Origin of the sequence: Corynebacterium sp. EPI-003-04-2554_SCH2473622 (assembly GCF_001665955.1) — a bacterium.
In the GTDB taxonomy this organism is placed as follows: Bacteria; Actinomycetota; Actinomycetes; order Mycobacteriales; family Mycobacteriaceae; genus Corynebacterium; species Corynebacterium pseudodiphtheriticum.
Genome location: NZ_LZMN01000037.1, coordinates 1 through 19,394, shown reverse-complemented (window position 1 = coordinate 19,394; position 19,394 = coordinate 1). Strand labels below are relative to the sequence as shown.

Sequence of the window (19,394 nt, the reverse complement as noted above, 5' to 3'; positions counted from 1 at the left end):
ACATTCGCAATTTGCAAGGAGAATACATGCCAACTCCGATTGGACTCGGAATGCCGGAAGGTCCGCCGCCAACTCTGGCTCCGCGGCGGAAAACACGTCAGATTATGGTCGGTGATGTGGGAGTCGGGTCGGATTATCCGGTTTCTGTGCAGTCGATGACGACAACGAAAACCCACGATATTAACGCTACGCTGCAGCAGATTGCCCAGCTTACGGCGACGGGCTGCGATATCGTACGGGTTGCGTGCCCGAAGCCTGTCGATGCTGAGGCTTTGCCGGCGATTGCTAAGAAGTCTCCGATTCCGGTCATTGCGGATATTCACTTCCAGCCGAAATACATTTTCCAGGCTATTGATGCTGGTTGTGCTGCGGTGCGCGTTAATCCCGGCAATATTAAAGAATTCGATGGCCGCGTGAAAGAAGTCGCCAAGGCGGCAGGCGATGCGGGCATTCCCATCCGTATCGGCGTCAATGGTGGCTCACTGGATAAGCGGTTGTTGGAGAAATACGGCAAAGCCACCCCAGAGGCCTTGGTCGAATCCGCCATTTGGGAGGCTTCTCTGTTTGAAGAGCACGGTTTCGGGGACATTGCTATTTCGGTGAAGCACTCCGATCCGGTGCTCATGGTGGAGGCTTACCGTCAATTAGCTGCAAAAACGGATTACCCCTTGCATTTAGGTGTGACCGAAGCTGGTCCGTTGATGATGGGAACCATTAAATCCTCGGTTGCCTTTGGTGCTCTGCTATCACAGGGAATTGGCGATACAATTCGCGTTTCTTTGTCTGCGGACCCGGTGGAAGAGATCAAGGTCGGTGAACAGATCCTGCAGGCAATGAACCTGAAGGAGCGCAAATTGGAGATCGTCTCGTGCCCGTCCTGTGGTCGTGCCCAAGTGAATGTCTACAAATTGGCGGAAGAAGTTACTGAAGGCCTCGATGGTTTGGAATTCCCGTTGCGGGTGGCCGTGATGGGATGCGTCGTTAATGGCCCTGGCGAGGCCCGCGATGCAGACCTTGGTGTGGCATCCGGCAACGGAAAAGGCCAGATTTTTGTGAAGGGGCAAGTCGTCAAAACCGTCCCAGAATCACAGATCGTAGAAACGCTGATTGAGCAGGCAAACATCATCGCTGAGGAGCAAGGTTTGGAAGCGCAAGAAGGCGCAAAGGCTGATGTGCGCGTCACTTCCTAAAACCATGCCTTTGGCGTGTTAGTCTTCTCGCTATGAAAAAGACGGTTGCGCTGCTGGTTTCTGCCGTTATTAGCGGCTCTACGCTGGTGGCGTGTACCCCGAAGCCTGCCTCTGCAGATCCAGTCGCCCAAGATTTTTTGGATGCGATGGCTGAGCGTGATGCGGAGGCTTTATCTGAGGTAATCGATAATCCTCAGAGTGCTGTGCAAGCAATCGATGAAACTTTCACCGGCTTGCAAGCAGAAGGCTTAACCACAACGCTTGCCGACGTTGACGTCAACGACTCCATCGCAACTGCACGTTATTCCATGCATTGGAATCTCCCGCGTGATCGCGAATTGGTTTATGAAACAGAGATGACGCTGACTAAGGCCTCCGATGAGTGGACGGTCCGTTATAAGCCCACTATTATTCACCCGGATCTTGGAGCTAACCAGCACTTGGAACTCCGCGCAGTAGAGGCAGCTCGTGCCAGCGTGGTTTCGTCAGACGGGGTGGAGCTCCTATCGCCGGGAGTATCGCACCGGTTGTTGGTTGATGCTGCGCAGCTGGAAGATCCGCGTGCGGCTGCAGCGCGCATCGCTAGCGCAGTCAATGCTGCTAGTGGGCGTGATACGACGATATCGCCCTTAGATGCCGGAGAACTAGCGTCATCATTAGAAAGCATCGACGGGATCTATTCGGTGGGGGTGTATTCTGCTGATGCAGGCCCAACGATTGTCGACGATCTTTCTGATATTCCCGGAGTTCGATTGAACGAAGAACCCGCGATGGTTCCTCTGGAAAAAGACTTTGCTCCGGACATTATGTCGCGCGTGACTCGCATCGTCGGCGATGACCTGGAAGGTGCGAACGGTTGGAAAGTTAGTGTGGTTAATCCCCACGGTGCTGCGCTTTCCGACGTGAGCGTGCATGAAGCAGATCCGGCACCGGCACTAAAAATCGCGATCGATTACAACGTCCAGCGGGCTGCACAAGATGCCGTTGCTCTGCGGCAGGACAAACAGACAATGTTGGTTGCCATGAGGCCATCGACTGGTGAAATTCTTGCAGTCGCTCAAACGCCAGCAGCGGATAAAGACGGCGATATTGCGCTTAATGGGCATTACCCGCCTGGTTCTGTGTTCAAGATTATTACCGCGGCAGCCGGGATCGAGCATCAAGGGCTTAACCCACAAAACTCCGTGGGCTGTCCTGGAGTAATGAATATTCAGGGCCGTACCGTGGTCAACTACAACCAATTCTCGCTAGGCACAGTCCCGTTGCAGCGCGCATTCGCGGCATCGTGTAACACGACCTTTGCTGAGATGTCGACGAACCTTGCGCCGGGTGAATTGGAACAGACTGGCAAGAAATTTGGCCTGGGAATTGATTACGATATTCCGGGATTGCTGACCATCACTGGGGAAATCCCGGAAGGAGAAACTGCGTTTGAACGTACGGAAGCCGGTTATGGCCAGGGCCTGGATCTAGCTAGCCCATTCGGCTTTGCTTTGGTGTCGTCGACGGTGGCTGCGGGGTATCGTCCTGTGCCGACGCTGATCGAAGGGCACGAAACTAAGCCGAGTGAAGAACTTCCTGGTCCTTCCCCGGCAGCCATTGATGGTTTGCGCTCGATGATGCGGGAAGTCGTTGTTTCGGGAACTGCTGCGGGTATGCAAGCCGGTGGCACGATTCACGGAAAGACTGGTGAAGCGGAATATTCCGGGGGTTCGCATGCTTGGTTTACTGGGTTCCGGGACGACGACATTGCCTTCGCGACGCTGATCGTTGACGGGGGAGGTTCGACAACGGCGGTCAATGTCTCTGACCGTTTCTTCCAACGTCTTGATGAACTCCGGGCAGGGGCGGGTGCTTACGCGGAACCGGGTCCGCTTGAAGAATAATGAAGCGAGGTAAAGCACAGCGGTCTGTGATCTGCGTTTTGCTTAATTCATGTCAGGCAGTGAATCTATAGACAGACTGGCAGCAACAACCGACCCTAGGCTGTCTGAGACAGCAAATAACGCCCCGGCCTTGGATAGAAGGATGTGCAGCGTTGGACTGGGTCGTGTCTTGTCACTCGGAATAGTGGCGTTGCTGCTGGTGCCTGGTTCACCAAGAAAGCTACCTAGCTACTACCATGGGGAGTCATGACTCAACGTGGAAAGCTCTCCCCAGGCAAGCCAACTCCTCTCCGTACTGTTCCGGATAACATCGAGCGCCCAGAATACGTATGGAAGGACACCGTCCAAGAAAATATTGGTGAGCCGTTCATTCAAAAACCAGAAACCATTGAGGCTATGCGCGAATCTTGCGAGATTGCGGCGAACGCACTCGAAGAAGCAGGCCGTGCCGTAGCCCCGGGTGTGACCACCGATGAACTTGACCGCATTGCTCATGAATACATGTGTGACCATGGCGCTTATCCGTCGACCCTTGGCTATATGAGTTACCCGAAATCCTGCTGTACTTCACTCAATGAGATCGTCTGCCACGGGATCCCGGATACCACCGTGATTCAGGAAGGTGACATCGTCAATATCGACGTCACCGCATACAAAAACGGTGTCCATGGCGATACCAATCGTACGTTTTTGGCTGGTGAGGTATCAGAAGAACACCGGTTGCTCGTAGAACGCACGGAAGAAGCCATGATGCGCGCGATTAAGGTGGCGAAGCCAGGCAGGGAAGTCAATGTCATTGGACGTGTGATTGAATCCTATGCTAACCGTTTCGGCTACAACGTGGTGCGTGATTTCACGGGTCACGGCGTTGGGCCGACTTTCCACAATGGTCTGGTCGTCTTACACTACGATTCTGACCACTACCGGGATGTCCTAGAGCCGGGCATGACGTTGACTATTGAGCCAATGATCAATCTGGGATCGCTAGATTATGACGTTTGGGATGATGATTGGACTATCCAAAACTCTGACGGCAAATTCACAGCTCAATTTGAGCACACAATCGTCATCACTGACGACGGTAACGAGATTCTGACAAAGCCGACCATTTAAAACCGGCCTTTTAAAGAATCAGCTAAAGGCGCTGCCGACTGTGCTTGCAACGTCGGCAGCGCCTTGATTTTGCTCAGGAATATATTGAAAATTCCAGCCTAGAATTCTAGGCCGAGGAGCGCGTTTTCCGTGAGTTCTGGCAGCGCTGGGTGAATCCAGTACTGCTTGGTTGCTACATCACGCACGTCTTGGTCAAAGACCATCACCTGTACCATTTGTTGGATCAGGGTGGAGGCTTGCGCACCGAAGTAGTGCGCTCCGAGTAGTCGCCCGGTTTTGCGATCAGCAATCAGTTTGCATATGCCTTGTGAATCATTCATGGCCCAGCCATAAGCGACGTCACCGTAGTTTTGTACCTTCACGGTGATATCGAAACCAGCCTCTTTGGCTTCGTCCTCGGTCATGCCGACGGTGGCGATCTGCGGATGCGTGAAAATTGCTGATGGTACGTGGTCGTGCGGCATCGGGCGCAGATCTTCTGGGTGCAGCAGATTGTGCTTGAGGGCTCGGGTCTCTGCATTAGCGACGTGCTTCAGCATGTACGGCGAGGATACATCGCCGAGTGCCCAGACTCCATCTGCAGTCGTGCGGCCGTAGTCGTCGACCTTCACACGTCCGTCCTCGCGCATTTCGATGCCCGCGGTATCCAGATGCATTTGATCGCCGTTAGGCACGCGTCCTGTGGCGACCAACAGGACATCTGCTTCCTGGGTGCTTCCGTCGTCGTAGGTTACGCGGACACCATGATCGGTATTTTCCACATCCGTGATGTTCAAGCCAAAGCGAACATCGATGGCATCAGTCATCGCCTTGTTGAAGCGGGACTTGATGTCGTGATCCAAGTGTTTCAGTAACTCTTGGCCGCGAACTGCAACAGTGACGTTCGTGCCCAGACCGTGGAAGACATGTGCGAATTCCATAGCGATAAATCCGGCACCAACAATAATCATCGATTCTGGTTGCTTGTCCAAACGCATGATGTCTTCGTTGGTATAGAACTGTGCACCAGATTCGGCGATTGGCCTTGGAATCATTGGACGGGAGCCAGTAGCAATCACGATTTCATCGCCGGTAACGATGCAATCAGAACCATCAGCACCGGCACCTGTCACGGTAATCGATTTTGGTCCGTTAAAAGCTGCATGGCCGGCGTAAACGTCAATATTTGGGCATTCGTCGCCACGGCGATATTCTTCGCCACCCTGCGCGATGAGGTCAATCCGGTTGGCGAATACGCGTTCCACGATGGAATTCCAATCAACTTTGGTGATTTCACCGTGGATGCCCAGGTCTTGTGATGTGCGTGCTGCTAATGCGATATCCGCAGCATAGACATACATTTTCGTTGGAATACATCCGACGTTTAGACAGGTTCCGCCGAATCGACCCTTTTCGATAATCGCGATTGATTTATGTGCAAAATTCTCGTCTGGAATTGAATTTGCCGAGCCGGTACCGATGATCACCAGGTCATAATGCTTGGAGTGCTTAGGCTGTGCAGAATTATTCGTTGCGGATGATGTCATTGAAGATTCTATGCTCATTAGTTTGCGATTGCTCCGTTTCGGTGTAGCCACTTCAGGGTAGTCTCGAATGCTTGTTCACGCACAGACAGGCGGGAAAGAAATACATCGTGCATTGCTCCTTGTATAGGGGCAAGCGTGACGTCTGGCGCCAAGTGTGGCGTCCATGTCCACATGTGTTCAACGGCCAAGATGATATCGGCCTGGTGAGCTTTATCCATGGTGGAAGTTCCTACCGCTGATTGTGCTGACGACAATGTCAACACCGGAACTCCGGTATTTATTTCATCGCGGTGGATGCGGCCTTGTGCTTTGATGATTGCGCGGATCCAGCCCATATGCTTTTCGAAGCTGTGCAATGGCTTAAATCTTAAATCAATGTCCCATTCGCCGTCGTAGTTTTTGTGCAGTGAGCGACCATACAAGTCCATGACACCACCTGGAAACGGGAGACCAGGAAACACCTTGCCGACGCCTGCCAGCACTGGGCGCGCGATTTTTGCCAAAATATCAGCGACTGGTAGCTCCATCCAGGGGCTATTCAGAACCAAGGCAGCACAATGTGCATGCAGCTGTGGTTTTTCCCGACGTAGGTAGTCAAGCCAGAGTGGCGCGATTAATCCGCCGGTCGAGTGGGCTAATGGGATGATTCGTTTGTTCGGCGCTTGGTTGTGTGCTTGTGCGATAAGTTCGGCTGCTGCATCAAGCTCTTCGTAATACTCTGCGACATCCAGGCAGTGGTGTGGTGTTTGGTCTGCGCGCAGAGAGCGACCGCATTTGCGTAAATCAAGCGCGTAGAAGGCGAATCCGTGCTCGTGGAAGTAGTGTGCCACGTGCTGGTGAAAAAAGTAATCAGTGAGCCCATGAATCCATAAGATTGCCGGCCGGCTCGCCCAATCGTCGGCAAGGGGTTCAGAAGCAGGCACAGCGTTATCCCGCTCGTGCGCGGCGGGGTGATGGGGCCCTGGGTAACGCACGAGTGTCGCATAAGCCGTGGTGTTTTCTGTTGGCTCGATTCCGAAATTAAAAGTCAACTGCTCGAACGGGGCTCCGAGCAGGCTGTCGGTCTCCCAAGAGTTATGCATGGCAACAGTCTAGGTGCAAGATTTGCTTTCGTGTTAGGTACAGGCGTGGAGCGGTCAGTGTTTGTTGCGCAAGGAAATCTGTTTTGTGCTGCAGAAAATAATGTAGGGGATAAACATGCCACAGTTATTCGCGTATTAGCTCACACGGGGCGTATGGTAAAAGGCGAGTAAATTTTCGCTGTGCGTATCGCGAAGCGCTCAACTTTTCGGGCGTAGCCGTTTGCGCGTGGCGGAAGTGGTGCAATCGAATACGAAGAGGTAGTCAGGTGTCCAAAAACCCAAACCCGAAACCCACCGATGATGTAGACATTGTTCTTGTCGGCGGAGGAATCATGAGCGCCACGCTCGGTGCCATGCTCCGTGAACTGGAACCTAGTTGGTCACAAATGGTTATTGAGCGTCTGGATGCTCCGGCCATGGAATCCTCGTCGCCGTGGAATAACGCGGGCACTGGTCACTCCGCACTTTGCGAACTGAACTACACCCCAGAAAAGAACGGCACCATTGACCTGTCTAAGGCCGTGGGGGTGAACGAGAAATTTCAGATTTCTCGTCAATTCTGGGCGCACCAGCTTAATAACGGAATCTTGTCGGATCCCAAGGAATTTATTAACAAAGTTCCACACGTGTCTTTTGGTAAGGGAACCGACCAGGTTGGCTATATCGAGCGCCGGTTTGCAGCACTGCGCGGTAACCACATGTTCCCAGACATGAAGTTCACCGACGACCGCGATGAATTTGCGGAGAAGCTGCCTGTGATGGCGAGCGGCCGGAATGACAACGAAAAAGTTGCGATCTCTTGGACGGACAAAGGCACTGACATCAACTTTGGTGCCTTGACCAAGCAGTTCTTTACCGCAGCGAAGGCCGCTGGCACCGAAATGCGCTATGGGCACGAGGTTAAAAAACTCCATAAGGACGGAAACAAGTGGAAAGTAACCGTCAAAAATCTACACACTGGCGATACCAGTGTAGTGAAAGCCAACTTCGTGTTCGTGGGTGCTGGTGGTTACGCACTCGACCTGTTGCGTAAAGCAGGTTTGTCTGAGGTACATGGCTACGCGGGCTTCCCGGTCTCTGGTCTGTGGCTACGCTCGACGAACCCAGAGCTGATCGAAAATCACTACGCCAAGGTCTATGGGCAAGCCATGACCAAAAATGCCCCGCCAATGTCGGTTCCGCACTTGGACACCCGCGTGATCGACGGCAAGAAGGGCCTGATGTTTGGTCCGTATGGTGGTTGGTCGCCGAAGTTCCTAAAGAAGGGCTCTTATCTGGATCTGTTCAAGTCAATCCGCCCAGATAATATCCCTTCTTACCTGGGAGTTTCGGTTCAAGAATTTAACTTGACTAAGTACCTGATCACGGAGGTGATGCAGGACTTTGATAAGCGGATGGAAAACTTGCGAAATTACGTCCCAGACGCAAAGAACGAGGACTGGGAGATCGTTACGGCCGGCCAGCGCGTGCAGGTTATTAAGCCAGCAGCTCCACCGCGTTTCGGGTCCTTGGAATTTGGTACTGCTCTGATTAACAACACTGAGGGATCGATCGCCGGCCTGCTTGGTGCATCCCCAGGAGCTTCTATCGCGCCTGCCGCAATGCTAGAGCTGTTGGAACGTTGCTTCGGCGAGAAAATGATTGAATGGGCAGACAAGATTTATGAAATGATTCCGTCCTACGGCACGAAGCTGTTCAAGGATGAGAAGATGTACCACGAATTGTGGGAGTTCACGCAGAAGACCCTGAAGCTGGAAGACTAGGGCAAAGAAAACAAGCTGGAAAGCAGAATCATTCGAGCAACTCCAGCGGGCAGTCTTGCCCGAGGTGGTTGATGGCATGAAGGGCTCGCACCTAATGGTGCGAGCCCTTCATCTTCTGAAAACCTGTGTGGCCTAAGTACCGCAGAAGGTTTGATACGTTGCGCTGAATTCTCGGGGCGCTGGCTTCAGGAATTCCGATGGATGATTCTTGCCGAATGGATGCGTTACGGCGTGGAGTAGCTGGTGGAAGGGCTCCAGATCGCCATCGGTCGCCGAGCTTAGCGCGTTTTCCACCAGATGGTTGCGCGGAATAATCATCGGATGTAATCGTGCGAGTGCATGGGGGCTAGGCGCGTGATTGAGCCAGCGAGCAATCCATTCCCGAGCTGGTGCCGTATCACCGAGCTGGCGAGCTAGCACGCTAACTGGCGATCTTGCGGTGTCGACTCCGGGAGCCGCGATTGTGTGCCTATCCCTGACTGCCGCGTCTACTAGAGCCCGGTGTGCCGAGGTTAAGTCTGGGTTCGCTTTGCCGATTAATTCGTAGAATTCGTCGGCAAGCTTGGCGTTATCTTCGCTGTATTCCACGCCGATTGCACGGCACCGCTCGGAATTGTGTGCCTTACGCCAACGTTCTTGAAATGTATTCATGGTTTGTTGTGCGAAGCCCACTGCCTCGTCTGGATCAGCGGCAAAGGTTGGCAACATCGCTTCGGCTAATCGGGCAAAGTTCCATCCGATGATGTGTGGTTGATTGTGGTAGCGGTATCGGCCACTGTGATCAATGGAAGAAAACACTGCATGCTCGTTAAATTCATCCATGAATGCGCAGGGGCCGTAATCGATAGTCTCGCCGGATAACGTGGTGTTATCGGTATTCAGCACGCCGTGGATGAAACCTAAGCGCATCCATTGTGCGACGGTGGCTAATTGTGCATCGAGGGCGTGGTGAAAAACTTCGCGGGCATCAGCGGCGTCCGGGTAGTGACGATTACGGGTGTATTCTGCGAGTTTGCACACAAGCTCTTCGCCGCCGGTTAGTTGCGCGTATTGAAAGCTGCCTATGCGGATATGTGAGTTTGCAACGCGCACCAACAGTGCGCCCGGGACTACGCGTTCGCGAGCAATTGCTCTGCCGGTAGAAATTACCGCCAACGAACGAGTCGTCGGTACACCTAGTGCGTGCATAGCTTCCGAGACCAAGTATTCGCGCAGCATTGGCCCGAATGCGCCCCACCCGTCACCGCCGCGAGAGAATGCCGTTGGTCCGGAGCCCTTAAGATGAATATCACGTAGTTTGCCCGCGCCATCTCTCACTTCTCCCAGCAGGAGGGCGCGCCCATCACCTAATCTGGGTGAGAACTGGCCAAACTGATGACCTGCATAGCCCATTGCTACCGGCTGTGCGCCTTCTGGCAGATGAGTCCCACATAAAAAGCCGATTCCTTCCGGGCTGCGCAACCAGCTTGGATCTAGCCCCAGCTCGTGGGCGAGCGGCTCATTGAGGCACACAATCTGAGGCGCTGGGGCTTTTGCAGCCCGCCAGTCGAGGCACAGATCTGGGAAATGATCAGCGAAGTCGTGTTGCAGATGCTGCAATGTTTATTTAATTCCTAATTGGGTTGCAATACGACCAGCAACAGCCAAGTCTAACCAAGGCATACCGGTGGTCTTAAAGACAATCGGGGATTCGCGGTGCAATGACTTGTCACCGGTGATGATGTCGCGCAGGGTGACTGCGTGGGAGAGGTCCGCACCTTCTTGTAATGCACGAGCGGCATCACCGCCGTACTGCAGAGTGACATCGCCACCTTCCAAGATGATCTGGGCTTTTTCCATGAAATTGGTGGTCAACTCGCGGTCGTTGGGGTTTCCGGCACCTAAAGCAACGACCAGTGCATCGCTGCGGACTTCGTCGATATCCAGGTAGGCCTCGTGTGCAGAGGTGGAGCACACCACGACCTCGGCTTCCTTGGTAGCTTTTTTCGCTTCTTCGGAACCAATCTCTACCCAGTTGTCCAGGTCGCCCGGATTGTTACGGGAAATGAAGGTATAGCTCGGGTTGCGCTGCCCAAAATTATCGTCGATGGCTTCCTTATGTGCTCGTGCCTGCACGCCGGAGCCGAAGATGGCGACCTTGAGGTCTTCATCCCGGGCCTCAATGAAATCTTTGAAAGCGGCCATCGTTACGGCCGGGGTTCGTAGGTTGGTCAGTTCCGCACCATCAATAGAGAACAACGGACCGTAGGTGGTGTTGGAAAACAGTACGTAGGTGCCTTGTACAGTGTCACGGCCGCGGGATGGGTTGATGTGGGCGACCGTGATCAGCTTGGCCCCGAAATAATCCGGGTTGATCGCTGGCAGGAGGAGGAATTTCGCATTATCTTCCTTGTCGACGACCGCGCGGGTTTTATCGAAATCATCGGCAGGGTCGAATCCATCCAGAATCGTTTGCCTTAGGGCATCAGCCGCGCTTTTTGGACTCATTAATTCGCGCAGTTTTTCTGCGCCGATGTGGAAGAAATCTTGGGTCATGAACGAATCTCCTTGCTATATGGACACGGTGCTATATGGACACGGTTTGCCCCGAGCTGCTTGGCTTCGCTGCCACCAAAGCGGAGGCTCCCAAAGTGTAGCAGGGGTCACGTTCATTCAGTCTAGTGGGAAAACGGTCGGCGGGTTGTAATTCGCTCAACAAGTTTTTGTTCCGCAATTTATTGTGCAGCGCCTTAGTGCGTAGAGGAAACTACCAGCGTGAGCTCGTGGCAATTCTGCTTGTCGACGGGGCCTTCAACGTGCATACCGGCGGCCCGCGCGATATCTGCTATTTCGTCTGCTGAGCCCGGTCGTGCACCCGCAGCTGCCGCCAGAGCTAAAACTCTAGCTAGCTCCCCTTTGTAGTGTTTGTTAAAGTGCGAAACTACTTTCCGCGAACCATCTTCACGCAGGGTTTCTACTCTTACCGTAACCGCGGGGACACGGCCGAGTTGTTGGTAGGTGCCAGAGCGCAAGTCCACTATGAGCTCATCTCGTTGTTTTAACGCCGTGGAAATAGCCGAGCCCCAACGCTTTTTCATCGTGGGGGTGTCATCGCCGCTACGTCGCGGTAGCTTGCTGCTGCCGGAAAGGCGGTAGTAAGGAATCGGATCACTAGAGGACACAACACCAAAAAGTGCAGAGCCGATTGCAAGCGAATCTAGGGCAGCATCTGGAAGAGTTCCCGGATCCAAGGCGTCGTAAAGCACACCGGTGTAACGCAAAATTGCTGGCATAGTTGTGGCTTGGTCTAGCTGCTGGTTGGCTTCTAGTTCCGGCCGCATTTTTTCTGAGACTCCAAGGACCGCAAACGCTTCTTCTATGGGTAATGCGCCGAGGTCTTGTGCGATATCTCGTCGGACCTCGTGCAAGCTCGGGAACGATAAGTTGGGCAAAGTGTCCCAGTTCAGTGGGGCGCCATCGCCGCCAAACGCTTTGGTTTCAGAAGGAGGAAGAACTATCAGCATGCCCCCATACTAGGCAGTAGTAACAGAATGTAAGCTAAGGGCCATGATCACACGTATGTCCACACTGTTTTTACGCACTTTGCGTGAAGACCCTGCAGATGCCGAGTTTGTTTCCCACAAGCTGCTTGTGCGTGCCGGCTATATTCGACGAGTCGCTCCAGGAATCTACACCTGGCTACCGTTGGGATTAAAAGCACTACGCAGGTTGGAAAGTATCGTGCGGGAAGAAATGGACGCGATCGGTGGCCAAGAATTGCTGTTTCCTGCATTGCTACCGCGTGAGCCTTATGATGCTACCAACCGTTGGCGGGAATATGGCGACAACTTATTCCGCCTACAGGACCGTAAGAATGCCGACTTGCTTCTGGGCCCTACCCACGAAGAGATGTTTGCCACCGCAGTTAAAGACATGTTCGGCTCCTACAAGGATTTTCCGGTAACTCTGTACCAAATCCAGACCAAATATCGGGATGAGGAACGCCCGCGTGCGGGAATTTTGCGGGGCCGGGAATTTCTCATGAAGGATTCTTATTCCTTTGACCTCACCGATGAGGGGCTCGACGCTGCCTATCAGCGCCATCGCGACGCGTATCAGCGTATTTTCGATCGGGTGGGCATCGACTATGCCATTTGCCAAGCTACTTCCGGAGCCATGGGGGGTTCGGCTTCAGAAGAGTTCTTGGCAATTTCCCCGAGCGGTGAGGATACGTTTGTCAGTGCGGGCGATTACACGGCAAACGTAGAGGCCGTAACCACCCAACCTGGCGCAGAATCTGATCCTCTGGCCCGTCCAGCTGCGGAAGAACATGAGACTCCGGATGCTGAGACCATCGATGCTTTGGTGGAGTGGGCGAATAAGCAAGGAATCCGCATTGCCGAGCACGAGGTCACTGCTGCTGATACGTTGAAGACGGTGTTGGTGAAAATTCAGCAGCCAGCGCCCGTGGCTACTGACGCTTCTCATGTTTCTGATGCTGGTGACACTGATGGCACGCCGGGAGAACCAGAGTCCGAGTTGGTTGGCCTGTTAATTCCGGGTGATCGTGGGGTGGATATGAAGCGCTTGGAGGCCACTCTGGAACCGGCAACGGCAGAGCTGGCAGATGCTAAAGACTTTGCTGCACACGGCTTGGTCCGCGGCTACCTTGGCCCACGCGGGTTAGCAAGCGCGGGAATCCGCATATTGGCGGATCCGCGCGTGGTGCGTGGTACTAGCTGGATTGCCGGGGCTGATAAGAAAGACCACCATGTGGTGGGCTTGGTGGCTGGACGTGATTTTGAAGTCTCGGAAACTATCGAAGCCGCGGAAGTTAAGGATGGAGACATTGCACCGAATGGCGAAGTACTTAGTATTCAGCGAGGCATTGAGCTAGGACATATTTTCCAGCTTGGTCGCAAATACACCGAAGCGTTTAAAGCCACTATCCTCGATGAAAATGGCAAGCAAGTGGTGCCCACCATGGGCTCATACGGAATTGGTGTTTCCCGCATGTTGGCAGTGCTGGCGGAGCAAAACCACGATGATAAAGGCTTGATCTGGCCTGCCGCTGCAGCGCCGTACCAGGTACATGTGACGGTGGCTGCAAAGGGCGAGGAGGCGCAGCAGGCCGGCGATCGGTTGGTCACCAGCCTGTCTGACCACGGAATGGATGTTCTTTACGATGATCGCCCGAAAGTCAGCCCTGGTGTGCGCTTTAAAGATGCCGAGTTGTTAGGAATGCCGTTAATCGCCGTCGTCGGGCGCGCATATGCCGAAGGAAAAGTCGAATTGCGTATTCGCGGCGGCGAAACCTTGCAAGTGACTGAGGAAGAAATCGTCGCCAAGATCATTGAGCTGCTCGGGCATGACCGTCAAGTTCAGCCAATGGTTTAAAAGCTTCACTGGGAGCGGCGTTTAATAACGCCGACTTTCCCAGCGACGCCAACCTTCCCAGCTATAGCAGCTAAACGTTGATAGTGCCGCGGATGATCGGGGCAACTTTTCCGCCAACCCAGATTTCGGAATCAATGTTGATATCAATCTCACCGTTGAATCCGATGCGTGAACCCTGCTTCGCGCGGTAGCGCTTCGGAACAGCGTTTTTTGCGTGCAGAAACTGCGCGATGGCTGCATTGGCAGATCCTGTTACAGGGTCTTCGTGCGAGCCGTGCACCGCGCGCACCTCGAGAATTGCGTCGCCTTCCGAGGCATCGCCGGCATCAGCAACGAATTCTTCATCTATTGCGCCAACGATCGGTTGCGCGTGTTGGTGGGTGACGGATTCTTCGAAACCAAAAATTGCCATGTTCACGTCACCGTGGGTGCGGGCCTTGATGCGGCGTACCGCGTCGGCGTTCTTCAGCTGGATCAACGCCCAGCCTGGTCCGTTGTCGCCCCAGGAGTGGTCGATAATGTCGTAATGGGAGATTCCCAGGGCGCGCACGATGGTTCCAATAGTGTTGTCATCAAGTGGCCCGGTGCGCCGCAATTCGGGGGCAGCGAAGTACCACTTGCCAGCCTCTTCGCGCACGCAAACGGTGCCGGCTTGGCATTGCTGCGAGATTTCGGTTTTGTCGCTGCCGCCAAACTCTCGCCAAGCAAATGCTGCGCCGAGCGTTGGATGTCCAGCGAATGGTAGCTCCCGGTCAGGCGTGAAAATGCGTACCTGGTAATCTGCGTGTGCGTCATCGTCGGCGGCGCATAAAAAAGCGGTCTCAGAAAGCCCTGTCCACCTGGCTATGTCTTGCATTTGTTCGGCGCTAAGCTCATCGGCGTTGTTGACTACAGCCAAGGGGTTTCCGGTGAAAGCGCTAGTGTTAAATACATCTAATTGCAGAAAATCATGGGTACTCATGCCGCCAGTCTAACCATGATTGCTTTTAGTTTCGGCGGCAAAAAGTACGGCGAGTTTCTGCCATGAAGCATCAGTGGCCTCGACAGCCTGCTGTTTCCAGCGTTGAGAGGTCTCTTCCAGTGCATGAGTGACGAACTGCTGAGTGTTTGTATCGTTGAGCCCCTCAGGAAAATTTCCGGTGTTGTAGGCCAGAGCACGTTCAGGTCTGGCAATGCCATGCTGGCGCAAAAGCGCTAAGCGAGCATCTGATTGCGCTGCAGCCTCGTCGATGCGTTGTGCATCTTCACCTGAGCTAAAGGCGCGCGCCATTTCCAAGCCATAACCGAGACGATATTCCCAATCCACTAGCGCATCCCAGTTGGCAGGAGTAGAGGGCGGTTCTAGTGGCAGCTTTTCTGCGGTCAACTCCACCGTAGCCTCGTGGTCGCCCATGGTTTCGGCGAGCGCGACAGCTTGTTCAATCAGCAGAGGATATGACTGCTGCGGGGCGTCGGCAAGTGCTGCTAAAAACTGGTCCAAAGCCTGTTCAGGGGTGGTTGCTACGGCATGCTCTCCGTCGTAGTTGCTGCGTTGCGCACGATCTATTTCGCAGGTGGTTGGGGAGGTACCATCGGGATAATGGCCACAGATACGTGCAATTTCTTCGAATATCGCACCAGCCTGCCCGGCGCGTAATTCCGATAGTCCCGGGTGGGATTCGGCAAAGTTCGCAGCTTCATCTTCGGCGCTGAATGCCATTTTGACCAGTGCAGAGTCAGGTTCGGGGCCAAAATTCTCTGCGATGGAATTGAGCGAGAAGTTACAACCGCTCAGGGCTAGGCCCACAGCGATAATCGAAGCTGCGATGCCGGTGCTACGGAGATGGTTGTTGGGGTTCACAGCAAATAGGTTACCGCTGACGGTTAGGCTAGTGGGCATGGCATTCCCGTCGACGCGACAATTAGAAGATGTTCTTAGCCCGATTGCTCATGCGCAGCAACTAGATATTGAGCACATTAAAATTACCCGCGCGGGTAAAAAATCACAGGTTGGGGTCTACCTTGATGGAGATCAGCGGCCTGGTTCAGATATGTTGGAGCAACTTTCACAGCAAATTGGGGAGGAGCTCGATGCCCGCGAAGAAGCCGGAGAAATGAGCTTTGGCCCTGGCTACACTCTGGAGGTTTCTACTCCTGGGTTGGATATGCCGCTGACTCATCCGCGGCATTGGCGACGCAACCGGCACCGTTTGGTAGCGATTCAGCTTAGTGGGCAGGGTACGGCCGAGGTCTGGCGTATTGGTGCGCTTGCCGACGACGAGACTGCGGTAATTCTGGTGCCCACAAAACAATCGGGTGTTGGGCCAGCTGGTTCTGGGGCTAAGAAAGGGGGCGGACAGGCAAGCGCTAAAACGCGCCGTACCCCGGTCGCCCTGGAATTAGCGCCAACGGTGCACGCGGTGGTAGAAATTGAGTTCTCGCAGCCGCCGCATGCAGAGTTGGAACTGACGCGACAACCCTTTGGTGGGGTAGAAATATCGGAGCGGCTCGCGATAAACCCGAACGCAGATGATGAAACGATCAGCAGCAATAACCAAAGCACAGCCGAGATGGACAGCACAGACTAGGACGATCACAAGTGAATATTGATCTCAACGCATTACGCAGCATTGAAACTGAAAAAGGCATTCCGTTTGAGGAATTGCTGGAAACTATCGCCCGAGCATTGCTTGGCGCATACCGTGAATACCGCGGAATGGAAGAAGATCTATCCGGAGCCGGTAAAGCCAATCGTGCGCGGGCGGCGGCCGCAGGAGTAGACGGGCCGACCGACCGTGCACGCATCGACATTGACACGAATACAGGTATGGCCACGGTGATCGTGCAAGAGATTGACGCTGCAGGTGAAGTGGAATCAGAATATGATGATACTCCAATTAATTTCTCTCGTATCGGTGCTCCTGCCGTTCGTAACGCAATTGTCCGGAAATTGCGAGAAGCGGAAGCCGGGCGCACTTTTGAAACTTATTCCGAGACCGAAGGACGTGTGGTTTCTGGAGTAGTGCAGGCGGATGCACGAGCAAACGAGCGCGGCATTGTCGTCGTTGAGCTAGGAACTGAGATCGATGCCCAGGACGGAATCTTGCTTCCTGCGGAACAAGTACCCGGCGAAAAACTAAAGCACGGTGACCGCGTCAAGGCCTATGTCGTTGGCGTGAACCGGCAAAACACCAATGTGCAGGTGAACTTGTCGCGTACCCACCCTGATTTGGTGCGCGGCCTGTTTGAACTTGAGGTTCCGGAAGTCGCCGATGGAAGTGTGGAGATCCTTTCTATTGCTCGCGAAGCTGGGCATCGGACAAAAATTGCGGTGCGTGGTAATGCCAAGGGTTTAAACCCGAAAGGTGCATGTATTGGTCCGCGTGGACAGCGTGTGAATAATGTCATGCGCGAGTTGGGTGGAGAAAAGATCGACATTATCGGTTATTCCGAAGATCCAGCCGTGTATGTAGGTAACGCGTTGGCGCCGTCGAAAGTTGTGAAATCCGAGGTGCTTGACGAACATGAGCAGCAAGCTCGTGTGGTAGTTCCGGATTATCAACTGTCGCTAGCCATCGGTAAAGAGGGGCAAAATGCGCGCCTGGCTGCGCGTTTGACCGGCTGGAAAATTGATATTCACTCCGATAAGGAACAATTGGAGCCACTGGAACAGGTTCGAGCCCGGGTGCAGCAGGCTGCTGCGGATTCCCAAGAGGCCGAGGAACTTGTTGGAGGATTGCCCGAAGAAAAGGTAGGCAGCACTCCGGCAGCTGTAGTCAGCAGTGACGGTGTGGAATACCGCGGAGCGGAATTTCCAAGCGCTTTGGCTGAGGGAACAGATAGCTAACTACTTCGCCAAGTTCACCTTTTGCCTGCTTTCTATTAGACTGGGCTATTGCGTGCAGAGCGACTGCAGGCGAGTACGTGTGTCAACATAGCGAAGGGATGCGATGAGCAAAGGTATGAACCCAGTTCGAACCTGCATCGCTACTCACAAACGCTTTGACGACGCTCACCTGCTTCGTATGGTGATTGACCCCAATGATCACCACCGCATTCTCGCGGACCCTGGCCGCGGTCTACCTGGCCGCGGAGCATGGATCACGCCGGAGTTATCTGCACTCGAAAAGGCGCTGCAACGTCGCGCTTTCGCGCGTGCGTTCAAAACATCCAGGAAACTGGATGCTGGTCATGTACGGACGTACCTGGAAGCCCGCGCCGCTTCACCGACTAGAGAACGTAAGGAAGACCGACACTGATGAGCGCTCAACCATGAAGTTGCATCAGCGATGAAAGTCACTAGCACACACTAGGGGTCACAAGGGTTTCTTGGGCCTCTAGTAAACAACAGAGGAGTCAAGTGCCCGGAAAGTTACGAGTGCATGAGCTTGCTAAACAGCTCGGCATTACCAGTAAAGAACTACTAGCGACGCTGAAAGAAAAAGGCGAATTTGTCAAAACGGCGTCGTCGACAATTGAACCGCCTGTCGTGAAGAAGATGCGCGCTCACTACGAGCAGAATGCATCTAACGAAACTGGCGAGGCAGCACAAGCTGCTACGCAGAAGCCACAAAACCAGGCCAAGCCTGGTGCAGGCCAAAAAGCGCCTTCGGCTGCACCGAAACCTGGCGCTGCGAAACCGGGGCAACCGAAACCTGCACAAGGCACCGCAGGAGCACCAAAACCAGGCCAAGAACGTCCAGCAAAGTCTGGCGCACAGGCTGCTCGTGCACCGAAGCCAGGGCAGCAGCGGCCTACGAAGCTTGCGAAGAACCAGCAGGCGGCAGCACAACCTTCATCGAAACAAACTTCCGTGGGTGCAGATAAGCGTCCAGCACCACGGCCAGGTGCCAATGCGCCTAAGCCAGGCGCCGCTAAACCAGGGCAAGCTAAACCAGGTCAACCAAAACCGGGACAGGCTAAACCCGGTGCGCCGAGCCCAGGAAACTCGATGCCACGGCCAATGCCGAAGCCAGGTGGCCGGCCGAAGATGGCGAACAACCCATTCTCGTCGGGTGCTGGCGATGACCGTGCGAAACCAGGGCCACGTCCTGGAGGGTCGAAGGGCCCGAAGCCGGGACAAGGGCAGGGCAAACCCGCTCGTGATGGCGGTTCCAAGCCACGTGATAATCGTTCCGGCTCTTCGAATGAACGTAGCGGTGGTGGACGTCGTCCGACCCCAGCTATGATGCCGGCAACTCCAAGTCCGGCGGCGATGCCGAACAAGCAATCTGGTGGCGGGCGTGGACGCGGAAAAGCCGCGCCAGGTGGTGGCCCGGGTCGTGGTGGTCCACCAAGTGGATTCCGCGGTGGTCGTGGTGGTCGCCGTGGCGGCACCGCTGGTGCATTCGGTCGCCCAGGTGGTCCTCCACGTCGTGGTAAGAAGTCTAAGCGCCAGAAGAAGGCGGATGGTCTTACCCTTACCGTCTGGCAAGCGCACACCACCAACTACGTTTGGTGCGTGCAGCTCCTCGTACTC

At 54.3% G+C, this 19,394-nt stretch carries 15 protein-coding genes and 1 pseudogene; 9 read left to right on the top strand and 7 right to left on the bottom strand.

The genetic code is table 11. The features are described from left to right. The first annotated feature begins 26 nt into the window (after positions 1–26). From ispG to map, 3 genes are all read left to right on the top strand, one after another. Positions 27–1,190 carry a flavodoxin-dependent (E)-4-hydroxy-3-methylbut-2-enyl-diphosphate synthase gene (gene ispG / locus A5774_RS03480; protein ID WP_021352674.1) on the top strand — a complete coding sequence of 388 codons (1,164 nt, stop codon included), beginning with the start codon at positions 27–29 and terminating at the stop codon, positions 1,188–1,190. 32 nt (positions 1,191–1,222) lie between these two features. Then, a complete protein-coding gene (locus tag A5774_RS03475) occupies positions 1,223–3,076 on the top strand; it encodes a penicillin-binding transpeptidase domain-containing protein (RefSeq protein WP_064833364.1) in 1,854 nt (617 codons plus the stop codon). Between the two features lie 246 nt (positions 3,077–3,322). Next, the gene (gene map / locus A5774_RS03470; protein ID WP_027017864.1) at positions 3,323–4,189 is read left to right on the top strand and encodes a type I methionyl aminopeptidase; all 867 of its coding nucleotides are present in this window, start codon (positions 3,323–3,325) and stop codon (positions 4,187–4,189) included. A gap of 98 nt (positions 4,190–4,287) precedes the next feature. On the opposite strand, the gene mtr is transcribed toward map, so the two are convergent. Together mtr and A5774_RS03460 are read right to left on the bottom strand one after the other, a co-directional pair. After that, complete coding sequence (mtr, locus tag A5774_RS03465) at positions 4,288–5,715, bottom strand: mycothione reductase (RefSeq protein WP_064833376.1); 1,428 nt, start codon at positions 5,713–5,715, stop codon at positions 4,288–4,290. Between the two features lie 17 nt (positions 5,716–5,732). Beyond that, positions 5,733–6,797, bottom strand: a complete 1,065-nt coding sequence (locus A5774_RS03460; protein WP_064833362.1) for an alpha/beta hydrolase — start codon at positions 6,795–6,797, stop codon at positions 5,733–5,735. A 266-nt stretch (positions 6,798–7,063) separates the two neighbouring features. On the opposite strand from A5774_RS03460, the gene mqo reads away from it, so the two are divergent. Next, a complete protein-coding gene (mqo, locus tag A5774_RS03455) occupies positions 7,064–8,560 on the top strand; it encodes a malate dehydrogenase (quinone) (RefSeq protein ID WP_034645198.1) in 1,497 nt (498 codons plus the stop codon). A 132-nt stretch (positions 8,561–8,692) separates the two neighbouring features. On the opposite strand, the gene A5774_RS03450 is transcribed toward mqo, so the two are convergent. The 3 genes from A5774_RS03450 to yaaA all read right to left on the bottom strand — a co-directional run bounded on the left by A5774_RS03450 (position 8,693) and on the right by yaaA (position 12,063). Continuing rightward, on the bottom strand, positions 8,693–10,159 hold the full coding sequence (locus A5774_RS03450; RefSeq protein ID WP_064833360.1) for a YdiU family protein: 1,467 nt from the start codon (positions 10,157–10,159) through the stop codon (positions 8,693–8,695). A 3-nt stretch (positions 10,160–10,162) separates the two neighbouring features. Then, positions 10,163–11,095, bottom strand: coding sequence for a hypothetical protein (locus tag A5774_RS03445; RefSeq protein WP_021352666.1), 933 nt, complete (start codon positions 11,093–11,095; stop codon positions 10,163–10,165). A gap of 194 nt (positions 11,096–11,289) precedes the next feature. After that, positions 11,290–12,063 (bottom strand): peroxide stress protein YaaA, encoded by a 774-nt coding sequence (gene yaaA, locus A5774_RS03440; protein WP_064833358.1) that lies wholly within the window; start codon positions 12,061–12,063, stop codon positions 11,290–11,292. 43 nt (positions 12,064–12,106) lie between these two features. On the opposite strand from yaaA, the gene A5774_RS03435 reads away from it, so the two are divergent. Next, positions 12,107–13,936: a proline--tRNA ligase gene (locus tag A5774_RS03435; RefSeq protein ID WP_064833356.1), complete on the top strand. Its 1,830-nt coding sequence runs from the start codon at positions 12,107–12,109 to the stop codon at positions 13,934–13,936. Positions 13,937–14,006: 70 nt separating this feature from the next. Here the strand turns inward: A5774_RS03435 and A5774_RS03430 are convergent, their stop codons facing one another. Next, on the bottom strand, positions 14,007–14,897 hold the full coding sequence (locus tag A5774_RS03430; RefSeq protein ID WP_027017871.1) for a PhzF family phenazine biosynthesis protein: 891 nt from the start codon (positions 14,895–14,897) through the stop codon (positions 14,007–14,009). Positions 14,898–14,906: 9 nt separating this feature from the next. Continuing rightward, complete coding sequence (locus tag A5774_RS03425) at positions 14,907–15,776, bottom strand: hypothetical protein (RefSeq protein WP_126856166.1); 870 nt, start codon at positions 15,774–15,776, stop codon at positions 14,907–14,909. A 37-nt stretch (positions 15,777–15,813) separates the two neighbouring features. Between A5774_RS03425 and rimP the strand changes: the two are divergent. From rimP to A5774_RS03405, 4 genes and pseudogenes are all read left to right on the top strand, one after another. Beyond that, positions 15,814–16,398, top strand: a pseudogene (gene rimP, locus A5774_RS03420) (ribosome maturation factor RimP); the annotation flags it as partial. Between the two features lie 116 nt (positions 16,399–16,514). Further along, positions 16,515–17,762, top strand: coding sequence for a transcription termination factor NusA (gene nusA / locus A5774_RS03415; RefSeq protein ID WP_231892329.1), 1,248 nt, complete (start codon positions 16,515–16,517; stop codon positions 17,760–17,762). A gap of 103 nt (positions 17,763–17,865) precedes the next feature. Further along, positions 17,866–18,174: a YlxR family protein gene (locus A5774_RS03410; RefSeq protein WP_197490243.1), complete on the top strand. Its 309-nt coding sequence runs from the start codon at positions 17,866–17,868 to the stop codon at positions 18,172–18,174. 101 nt (positions 18,175–18,275) lie between these two features. Beyond that, positions 18,276–19,394, top strand: a 1,119-nt coding sequence (locus A5774_RS03405) for a translation initiation factor IF-2 N-terminal domain-containing protein (protein ID WP_197490242.1), incomplete at its 3' end; no start/stop codon positions are given.

Coding starts and splice junctions, on each gene's coding strand:
- ispG (WP_021352674.1), top strand. CDS start 27: ATGCCAACTCCGATTGGACTCGGAATGCCGGAAGGTCCGCCGCCAACT.
- A5774_RS03475 (WP_064833364.1), top strand. CDS start 1,223: ATGAAAAAGACGGTTGCGCTGCTGGTTTCTGCCGTTATTAGCGGCTCT.
- map (WP_027017864.1), top strand. CDS start 3,323: ATGACTCAACGTGGAAAGCTCTCCCCAGGCAAGCCAACTCCTCTCCGT.
- mtr (WP_064833376.1), bottom strand. CDS start 5,715: ATGACATCATCCGCAACGAATAATTCTGCACAGCCTAAGCACTCCAAG.
- A5774_RS03460 (WP_064833362.1), bottom strand. CDS start 6,797: ATGCATAACTCTTGGGAGACCGACAGCCTGCTCGGAGCCCCGTTCGAG.
- A5774_RS03445 (WP_021352666.1), bottom strand. CDS start 11,095: ATGACCCAAGATTTCTTCCACATCGGCGCAGAAAAACTGCGCGAATTA.
- yaaA (WP_064833358.1), bottom strand. CDS start 12,063: ATGCTGATAGTTCTTCCTCCTTCTGAAACCAAAGCGTTTGGCGGCGAT.
- A5774_RS03435 (WP_064833356.1), top strand. CDS start 12,107: ATGATCACACGTATGTCCACACTGTTTTTACGCACTTTGCGTGAAGAC.
- A5774_RS03430 (WP_027017871.1), bottom strand. CDS start 14,897: ATGAGTACCCATGATTTTCTGCAATTAGATGTATTTAACACTAGCGCT.
- A5774_RS03410 (WP_197490243.1), top strand. CDS start 17,866: ATGAGCAAAGGTATGAACCCAGTTCGAACCTGCATCGCTACTCACAAA.